The sequence below is a fragment of the Mesorhizobium sp. M2A.F.Ca.ET.039.01.1.1 genome, assembly GCF_003998035.1.
Taxonomy (GTDB): domain Bacteria; phylum Pseudomonadota; class Alphaproteobacteria; order Rhizobiales; family Rhizobiaceae; genus Mesorhizobium.
The window spans coordinates 1-7,787 of the sequence record NZ_RZRY01000282.1; the positions used below are offsets into that span (position 1 = coordinate 1).

Sequence of the window (7,787 nt, forward strand, 5' to 3'; positions counted from 1 at the left end):
CCCGTCCACGATGAGCAGTTTGCGGTGGGTCCGGTTGTTCACTCGGTCAAGCGTATACCAGTAGACAGGCCGGTAGCGCTGGAACCGCACCCCAGCGCCCGTCATGATGTGGATCAGGTTCTCGTCGAAGGGCAGGGAGCCAAGCCAGTCGACCAGCACTCGGACCTCGACGCCTTCGCGGGCTTTCGCGGCCAAGGCCGTGGCGAACTGATAGCCGACCGAGCCCGACCAATAAATGTAGGTCTCCATGTCGATGCTGGATCGGGCTACGCCGATCGCTTGCAGCATCGCAGGAAAAATCTCGTCGCCGTTGACGAGGGTTTGCACGGCGTTCTGCCCGGAGATCTGCCCTTGCGAATAGCTGCTCATGCTTTGCACGAATTGCGGATCCGCCGCGTCGAAGCGGTGCGGAACGATCGTGCGGATGACACGCGGCTCCGGGGTCAGGTTTACCGCGGCCAGCGTGACGACGGCAGCGGCGACGGCCACGGCGACATATTTGGCGATGTCGAGCCAATGGCCGGCCTTGCGCCCGGCAGCGCGTGTCTTGCTGGCCAGTAGCGCTCTAAAGCCCTGAGCCTTCACGTCTTTAGCCTGCGGTCAGTTTATCCCAACAGCAAGAATGTTCGACCGTGATTCAGGTTCCCGGCTGGGCCTGCGCGGGCTCGGACCGGCGCTTGGTCAGCCGATCCCCGGCCCGCCGCTCACCATCGACCGAGAGCTGCATCCTTTGCGACCAGTCGGCGTTGAATAAGATCATTCAAGGATGGTCTTGCATGGATATCAAGCTGGAACAGCCCGTAGCCGAAGCCTCGCCGGAGGCCGACATGCTCGTGAACAAAACGGCGCATTTCGTGGAGGAATGGATCAATGAGCATAAGGCCGAACCTCGGGTCTCGATGCCGGCCGAGATAGTCGCCGCCGAATTGGCCGACCAATGTATCGCCGACGCCGAAAGCCAAGGCATAGAGCCTGACGAGATCAACGAGGAAGTGGGCGACCTCGAGGAATATATCGCCGAGACCGTGCTGGAGGAGCAACGAGACGGCAGCGGCGATGATCATGGATCGATTGCGCCTGCGCCGCCCGCCGCTGGAAACGGAGAGACGAATGCCCAAATTCCGCTTTGAGTTTCTCGAAGCCGCGGCGCAGCCGCCGATCCACGTCGAGATGGAAAATCTCGAAACGGCGAAAGCCGAGGCTAAGCGGGCTGCGAAGGAAGCCATGCTCGACGGCATTGCCGCGGGGTCGGACCCGACATCCTGGGTGACCAAGATCTACGACGAGGCAGGCTACCTGGTGACGACCATCGAATTCCAGGATCTGGTGTCCGAAGCCCAGCGGCCCGGTCAGGCGGACGAGGCCGGCGAGCCCGGCGTGATGCGCTCAGGTTGAGGCTTGATCCCACGCCGGCGGGGACTGATCGCGCCGATATCCGGGCCCTTATTCGTCGCCCTTGTAGGTCTTGGCGGCTTCCTCGATCTTGCGCCAATCATTGCCATAGCGCCGCACAAGTTCCCGCGCCTGCGCAGGTGACAGTCCCTGCGTCTCGACGACGTGCTTCACCTCCGTCTCTTCGCCCTTCAGCGGACGCGAGCGCGGCCGTCTGGAGTGTCTGGCCGTCTCTCCATTTCGTCCCGGCATGGATGCCCCTCTCTCGGATCGGTATCAACCGCCGAGCCGAAGGAAAGTTTCCTGAGCCCGTGCGTCAGCCCGGGCCGATGCACAGGGCTCGCCGGCAGGGGTGAGCCGCACCGACAGCGTCGCGCTCGAAGAACTGCACACCGAGCTGCTCCGTCATGTGTGAGGTCGGATTCGTAGGCGGCCTGCGCCGGGTACCCGGCCCGGCGCAGGCTTCGATCCGCCACGTGCGTTGGTAAGTTAACGGTCAGGCCATCCTAGCCAGTATCTTGGCCATATCCGCCGTATCGAACGCCCTCAGGGTCTCGGTTCTGATGTTGCCCATCGATGCGATTGATAGGCCCAGCGCAGTCGCGGCAATGTCGTCCTCCGCTTCGGCAACCGCCACGACATCATGCTTGCCCAGCGTCCACAACAAGGTGTGAATCTTGACCCCGCTTTTGCTGGCCATCTCCTTGAAAGCCTCGGCACGCTTCTGGGTGTCCTTTATGGTCCTGATACCCTGGTCGGTGAAGTTTGACAGCAATACGTAGTGAGCCATTGGTTTCCTCCCACAAGGGAAACGCGGGGCGCTCACGGCGCGTCCGCCGTTCCCAGGACCACAATAGCACGTGCCCACTCTACAAAGAAGCAATTGCTAATATATCGGCGTACAGGTTGGATTGCCGCAAGAGGCACGAGTCAAGTGTCATGTCTCGAGGCCGCACGCGCGTGCAAGGCGGTGTGTAGATGGCTGCGCTCATCAGCCCGGCTCGATCTCCGAAAACAGCCAGTCGCGAAACGCCTTGACCTTGCGCTGGCGGATCGCCTCCGGCGGGTAGACCAGATAGAAGCTGGAGACCGCCTTCAGCGCGTGTTCGAACGGCCGCACCAGCCGGCCGGTGGCAAGGTCGGCGGAGACCAGCATGGTGCGGCCGAGCACCACGCCTTCGCCCTGGACGGCCGATTCTACCGCGAAGGTGGCGGAATCGAAGGTGAGCCCGCTGTTGGGATCGACGCCTTCGACGCCGGCGCTGGCCAGCCACGCCGCCCAGTCGATGCGGTAGCCGTCGCGGATCAGCGTGTGGTGCTTGAGGTCCTGCGGGTGCCTGAGCGGATGTGGCCCTTCCAGCAGCTTCGGGCTGCAGACGGGAAACACTTCCTCACCGGTGAGGAACTCCGACGTCAGCCCATGATAATGGCCGCCGCCATATCGTATGGCGACGTCGATGCCGTCGCCGCGGAAATTGGTCAGCCGGCCGGTGGTCGAGACGCGCACATCGATATCGCCATGCGCGCGGTGAAACCGGTAGAGCCGCGGCACCAGCCATTTTCCGGCAAACCCGTCCGACGTGCTGACATTGAGCGTCGAGCCGGAATGGCGCGAGGTCGCGGTCTGCGTCGCCAGCGCGAGCTGGTCGAGCGCCTCGCGCACGGCAACCGCATAAGGCTCGCCGACCGGTGTGAGCCGCACCGAGCGCGTCGCGCGCTCGAAGAGCTGCACGCCGAGCTGATCCTCCAGATGTTTTATCGCCCGGCTGATCGCGCCATGGGTGAGGTTGAGCTCGTCGGCAGCCCTGGAAAAATTCAAATGCCGTGCGGCGGCCTCGAAGGCCGGCAAGGCATTGAGCGGCGGCAGTTTGCGGGTCATGGCGAAGCCATTTGTGAGTTATGGTAACAAATAATTGCCAAACTTTGGTTTGTCCATCGTGGTTTTTCCAGCCAAAAATCCTCACAGAACTTGTGATCAAAACTCACCAACGTGCGAGGACGCCATGGCCACCGTTCATCCTTTCCTCTGGTTCAATCTCGATGCCGAAGCCGCGCGGGATTTCTATCTCTCGGTCTTCAAGAACAGCCGCGCGCTCGGCGCGATCGAGTTCACCGACAAGCCGCACGCGATCTTCGACTTCGAGCTCGAAGGCCAGCGCTTTACCGCGCTCAATGCCGGCGGGGTGCCGCCTTTCAACGAGCGCATCTCGCTCTACATCGAGACTGGGGACCAGGAAGAGACCGACTATTTCTGGAACGCGCTGACCGCCGGCGGCGGCTCGGAACAGCCCTGCGGCTGGCTGAAGGACAAGTTCGGCGTCTATTGGCAGGTCATCCCGGGCGAAGCCTTGCGGCTGATGAACGATCCGGACCGCGCGAAGGCCAGCCGGGCGCGCCAGGCGATGTATTCGATGAAGAAGATCATCCTCGCCGACATCGCCGCCGCCCACGCCGGGCTCGCCTGATTTTGAACCCATCCCTGAAAGGACGGAGAAAACCCATGACCAGTCTCACGGGAAAAAAGATCATCGTCGTCGGCGGCAGCTCCGGCATCGGCTTCGGCGTCGCGGCAGCCGCGCTGGAACACGGCGCGGAAGTCGTGATCGTCGGCCGCTCCGAGGACAAGCTGAAGGCCGCCGAAGAGCGGCTCGGGGCAGGACACGTGACAGGCATTGCCGCCGACATGGCGAACGAGGCGGACGTGTCCCGCATGTTCGAGCAAGCCGGCGCCTTCGATCATCTGGTGGCGACGGCCGGCACGCCGCCGCCCAATTTTCCGATCGGCGAGACCGACATGGATTTCGTGCGCGGCTTCGTCGACGGCAAGCTGATCGGGTCGGTGATGCTTGCCAAGCATGCTGTGCGCAAATTGAGCAAAGGCGGCTCGATGATCTTCACCTCCGGCATCAACAAGGACCGCCCGCCGGTTCCGGGCGGCGCGGTGGTCGCGGCGGTCGCCGGTTCCTTCAGCTATTTCGCTCGCGCGCTGGCGCTGGAGCTCGCGCCAACCCGCGTCAACATCGTCTCGCCCGGCTGGGTCGACACCGAAATGTGGGACGAGATCGTCGGAGAAGCCAAGACAGGCTATTTCGGGCAGATGGGCGGCCGCATCCCGGCCGGCAGGATCGCCAGGCCCGTCGACATCGCGCCGGCCTATCTCTATCTGATGCAGAACGAATTCATGACCGGCGAGACCGTCCATATCGACGGCGGGCAGCGGCTGGTGTGATCGGAAAGGCCGGACTCTGTCCGAGGATCCGGCTCCGCCATCGCGGCCCCAAGGGCCGGGCCTCGCTTTCCGACCCCTTGTCGGGCAATGGCGTTTCTGGCGGAACGCTCATATACATGACGCTCGAATGAGCAGCGCCTCCGCGTCGTCGAGGAACGCCATGCGAAGGGTCATCGTCACCGTCATCTGCCTTGCCGCCGCGACAGGCGCCAACGGCCACGACTGGTACCAAAACAAGGTCGATCCGATAACGAACCTCAAATGCTGCGGCGGCACGGATTGCCGCCCCATACCGGAGTCCTCGGTGCAGTCCAGGGCGGACGGCGGCTATGTCTATCTGCCCGATGGCTTCAACATCCCGCGAGAGCGCGTGCAGGAATCGCCGGACGGCCGATACCATATCTGCGAGAACAGATACGTCATCACCAACCAGCCCTATCTGCGCTGCTTCTTCGCGCCGCGCCTCAAGGTCTCGCGGTTGCTTCCGCAGTAACCGCCGCCACCAGCTCTTTACGGTCACTGCTGATTACCGGCCCGTTGGGCGCGCCCAAGTCCATACTGAAGACGTTGCTGACCGGAGCAAAGCGCGCTGCAAACCGTTAGACCCGACAGTGCTGCAGGAATGGCAAGGATGGCGCAACAAGTCAAAAAGCAGGAGCCTCTCGCCTTTCGCTTCGCCGATGACGGGCTGGTGCCCAATCATCCGCGATGGCCCATGCTTGTCTATCCCGGCGCGGTGCCGCTGCCGGACGACGTCGATCCGGCCGCGGTCTTCGAGGAGATTTTCGGCGCGAATGGCTGGGGCGACAGCTGGCGCAACGGCATCTACAGCTTCGTTCACTACCACTCGCGCATCCATGAGGTTTTGGGCATCGCGCGCGGCGCCGCCGAGGTGCGCTTCGGCGGTGACAAGGGCAAGGTGCTCGAGGTCAAGGCGGGCGACGTGGCGGTGCTGCCGGCAGGCACTGGCCACCAGCGCCTGTCCGGCTCGGCCGACCTCCTGGTGGTCGGCGCCTATCCGCCGTTCGGCACATATGATCTGTGCCGCAGCCCCGAGCAGCATGCCGAGGCGCTGCGCACGATCCCGGGGGTCCGCCGTCCCGACAAGGATCCGCTTTTTGGCAGCGACGGGCCGCTGCTGAAAGCGTGGAGTAAGTTGGCGGCCTGAACCGCAACGCGGCCGTCCCCTACGGATAATGCTCCTTCTTCGGCGCATAGATTGCCGGATTGAAATCCAGTTCTTTCGGCAGCGGCCGGCTTGAGCACTGCAGGTGCGTCTGCCTGGCAAGCAGCAGCCGCTGCTGCCGCTCATGCTCCTTCACTGCCGCCACCATCCCCATGCTGTAAGGTCCAAGCAGCACGCCCATGCCCCAGCCGGGATGGTCCTTCTCGCGCTGCGCATAGTCGGCTGCGGCGGCGCGGGCCTGCTGGCATCCCGGCGATGCCCATTTCGGATCCTGTTGCGACAGCGAGGCGCCATAGTCGGCTGGAGAGGACACGCATCCAGCCACACCCGCGCAGAGCGCGGCGATCACCGCATTTCTCATCCTTGAGTCCTCGCTAATTTAAGGCCGGAGAGACCACAGAATGCTTCTTCGCACAAGCGAGATGGCGGCAAAAGGAGAGAGCCGGACAACTGCTGTCGTCGTCCGTCGAGGCGTTCCCGAAATTTTTTCAACACCTCGTTCCGTTTCCACCCGCCGCTTCGTCCTTAACTCGTCCGCACCGAAAAGGAGAGCCGCAATGGCTGGAATGATCGTCATCTACAAGCAGCCAGCCGACGCGCAGGCGTTCGACAAGCACTATTTCGAGACGCATATACCGCTGGCCAAGAAGATACCGGGCTTGAGGAAATACGAAGTAAGCCGGGGGCCGATCACGGTGCTCGCCGGACCGTCTGACGTCTACCTGATCGGGACACTTCATTTCGACGATCTCGACGCGATGAAAAAAGGGATGGCGAGCCCGGAGGGAAAAGCGGCCGGCGCGGATCGCCGGCTCTACGCGCCTGATGGGTCGGGCGTTCAGATCTTCATTTTCGACAGCATGGAAATCTGAGCCCGCTCGCCGCCGCTCAGAATTTCCGGCTGAGATAGGCCGACCCGCGAAGCCCGAACCGCCACTCGAATTCCACCGCCTTGGTCAGGCCGATCCTGCGGCCGCTGACGATGGCGGAGGGATCGGCCCGCGACGGGGCAAACTCGAAAGGCGGCGCGGTCAGCGGCAGCCGATTGTGCGAGCCGTCGATGCCGAGCGCCTGGCAGAGCTTGCCGGGCCCGGAGCAGAGCACCCGCTCGTCAGCTACGCCGCGCCGGCCGTGCATCTCGGCAATGCCCGATTGCGGCTGGAGCGCGCGGATCAGCACGGCGCTGCCCGGCAGGCACACCGCGTTCAGGCACCAGTGCAGGCCGTAGGAGCGATACACATAGGCCGTGCCGGGCGCGCCATACATCGGCGCGTTGCGCGGCGTGCGGCCACGATACGCGTGTGAGGCGGGATCGTCGGGCCGGTAGGCCTCGGTCTCGACGATGATGCCGCCGACACCGGAGAGCGCGAGCGTGGCGCCGATCAGTTTGCGGGCGACCACAAGCGCGTCGCGGGCGAAGAAATCGGCGTCGACCGGATCGACCATCGTCGGCGTTCGATCAGCCAAGCAAATTTCGCGCCGCGCGCATGAAGATCCGGGAGCCGATCGGGATCAGGTCGTCGGGAAAATCATAGTCGGGGTTGTGCAGCGATGGGTGCCTTTCGCCGGCGCCGAGGAAGAACATCGCCGATTTGGCGCTGTGGCCGAAAATGCCGAAATCCTCCGAGGCGCGCATCGGCAGCGCCGCCTCGCTGCGCGCAACGCCTTCCTCGTCGAGCGCGCGGGCGAGATGCTCGACCGCGTCCGGCGCGTTGACGCTGGCGACGAAGATCTCGTGATAGTCGAAGCGCACGGCAAGGCCATGTGCGGCGGCGATTTCTGCCGCGAGCGCCTCCGCGGCGGCGACGAGTTCCGCCATGCGCTCGTCGCGCCTGGTGCGCAGCGTCGCCCACACTTCCGCATAGCCCGGCGCGATGCCGAACACGGCTTCGCCCATCGAACAATGGGTGACGGTCAACATGCTGAAATCGTCGTCGGCGAAAGTGCCGCGCCCGAGCGCGGGCAGCGCCGGCATCAGCT

At 63.8% G+C, this 7,787-nt stretch carries 13 protein-coding genes and 1 pseudogene; 7 read left to right on the plus strand and 7 right to left on the minus strand.

Annotated elements, in window-relative coordinates; all coding sequences use genetic code 11:
• Positions 1–585: pseudogene (locus EOA24_RS20660) on the minus strand (cardiolipin synthase B); the annotation flags it as partial.
• Between the two features lie 191 nt (positions 586–776).
• Between EOA24_RS20660 and EOA24_RS20665 the strand changes: the two are divergent.
• Positions 777–1,130 (plus strand): DUF768 domain-containing protein, encoded by a 354-nt coding sequence (locus EOA24_RS20665; protein ID WP_126078063.1) that lies wholly within the window; start codon positions 777–779, stop codon positions 1,128–1,130.
• A complete protein-coding gene (locus tag EOA24_RS20670) occupies positions 1,111–1,395 on the plus strand; it encodes a hypothetical protein (RefSeq protein ID WP_126083439.1) in 285 nt (94 codons plus the stop codon). Before EOA24_RS20665 ends, EOA24_RS20670 begins: the two co-directional genes overlap by 20 nt.
• A 48-nt stretch (positions 1,396–1,443) precedes the next feature.
• Here EOA24_RS20670 and EOA24_RS20675 read toward each other — a convergent pair whose 3' ends face one another.
• The 3 genes from EOA24_RS20675 to EOA24_RS20685 form a co-directional block, all read right to left on the minus strand.
• Entirely contained in the window at positions 1,444–1,644 is a 201-nt protein-coding gene (locus EOA24_RS20675; protein WP_126078062.1) for a hypothetical protein, read from the minus strand.
• 244 nt (positions 1,645–1,888) lie between these two features.
• Complete coding sequence (locus EOA24_RS20680; protein ID WP_126061615.1) at positions 1,889–2,182, minus strand: GYD domain-containing protein; 294 nt, start codon at positions 2,180–2,182, stop codon at positions 1,889–1,891.
• Positions 2,183–2,383: 201 nt separating this feature from the next.
• On the minus strand, positions 2,384–3,271 hold the full coding sequence (locus EOA24_RS20685; protein ID WP_126078061.1) for a transcriptional regulator GcvA: 888 nt from the start codon (positions 3,269–3,271) through the stop codon (positions 2,384–2,386).
• Between the two features lie 124 nt (positions 3,272–3,395).
• Between EOA24_RS20685 and EOA24_RS20690 the strand changes: the two genes are divergently transcribed.
• From EOA24_RS20690 to EOA24_RS20705, 4 genes are all read left to right on the plus strand, one after another.
• A complete protein-coding gene (locus EOA24_RS20690) occupies positions 3,396–3,857 on the plus strand; it encodes a VOC family protein (protein ID WP_127257296.1) in 462 nt (153 codons plus the stop codon).
• Positions 3,858–3,892: 35 nt separating this feature from the next.
• Positions 3,893–4,621 carry an SDR family oxidoreductase gene (locus EOA24_RS20695; protein ID WP_126078059.1) on the plus strand — a complete coding sequence of 243 codons (729 nt, stop codon included), beginning with the start codon at positions 3,893–3,895 and terminating at the stop codon, positions 4,619–4,621.
• 127 nt (positions 4,622–4,748) lie between these two features.
• Positions 4,749–5,114 (plus strand): hypothetical protein, encoded by a 366-nt coding sequence (locus tag EOA24_RS20700; RefSeq protein WP_126078058.1) that lies wholly within the window; start codon positions 4,749–4,751, stop codon positions 5,112–5,114.
• 138 nt (positions 5,115–5,252) lie between these two features.
• On the plus strand, positions 5,253–5,789 hold the full coding sequence (locus tag EOA24_RS20705) for a cupin (RefSeq protein ID WP_126078057.1): 537 nt from the start codon (positions 5,253–5,255) through the stop codon (positions 5,787–5,789).
• A 19-nt stretch (positions 5,790–5,808) separates the two neighbouring features.
• Here the strand turns inward: EOA24_RS20705 and EOA24_RS20710 are convergent, their stop codons facing one another.
• Complete coding sequence (locus EOA24_RS20710; protein ID WP_126078056.1) at positions 5,809–6,168, minus strand: hypothetical protein; 360 nt, start codon at positions 6,166–6,168, stop codon at positions 5,809–5,811.
• Positions 6,169–6,364: 196 nt separating this feature from the next.
• Here EOA24_RS20710 and EOA24_RS20715 point away from each other — a divergent pair, with 196 nt between their 5' ends.
• Complete coding sequence (locus EOA24_RS20715; protein WP_126083438.1) at positions 6,365–6,679, plus strand: EthD family reductase; 315 nt, start codon at positions 6,365–6,367, stop codon at positions 6,677–6,679.
• Between the two features lie 16 nt (positions 6,680–6,695).
• Here the strand turns inward: EOA24_RS20715 and EOA24_RS20720 are convergent, their stop codons facing one another.
• Both EOA24_RS20720 and EOA24_RS20725 read right to left on the minus strand, forming a co-directional pair.
• Positions 6,696–7,253 carry a DNA-3-methyladenine glycosylase gene (locus tag EOA24_RS20720; protein ID WP_126083437.1) on the minus strand — a complete coding sequence of 186 codons (558 nt, stop codon included), beginning with the start codon at positions 7,251–7,253 and terminating at the stop codon, positions 6,696–6,698.
• Positions 7,254–7,266: 13 nt separating this feature from the next.
• A partial coding sequence (locus EOA24_RS20725; protein ID WP_127410021.1) for a M20/M25/M40 family metallo-hydrolase occupies positions 7,267–7,787 on the minus strand: 521 nt, incomplete at its 5' end.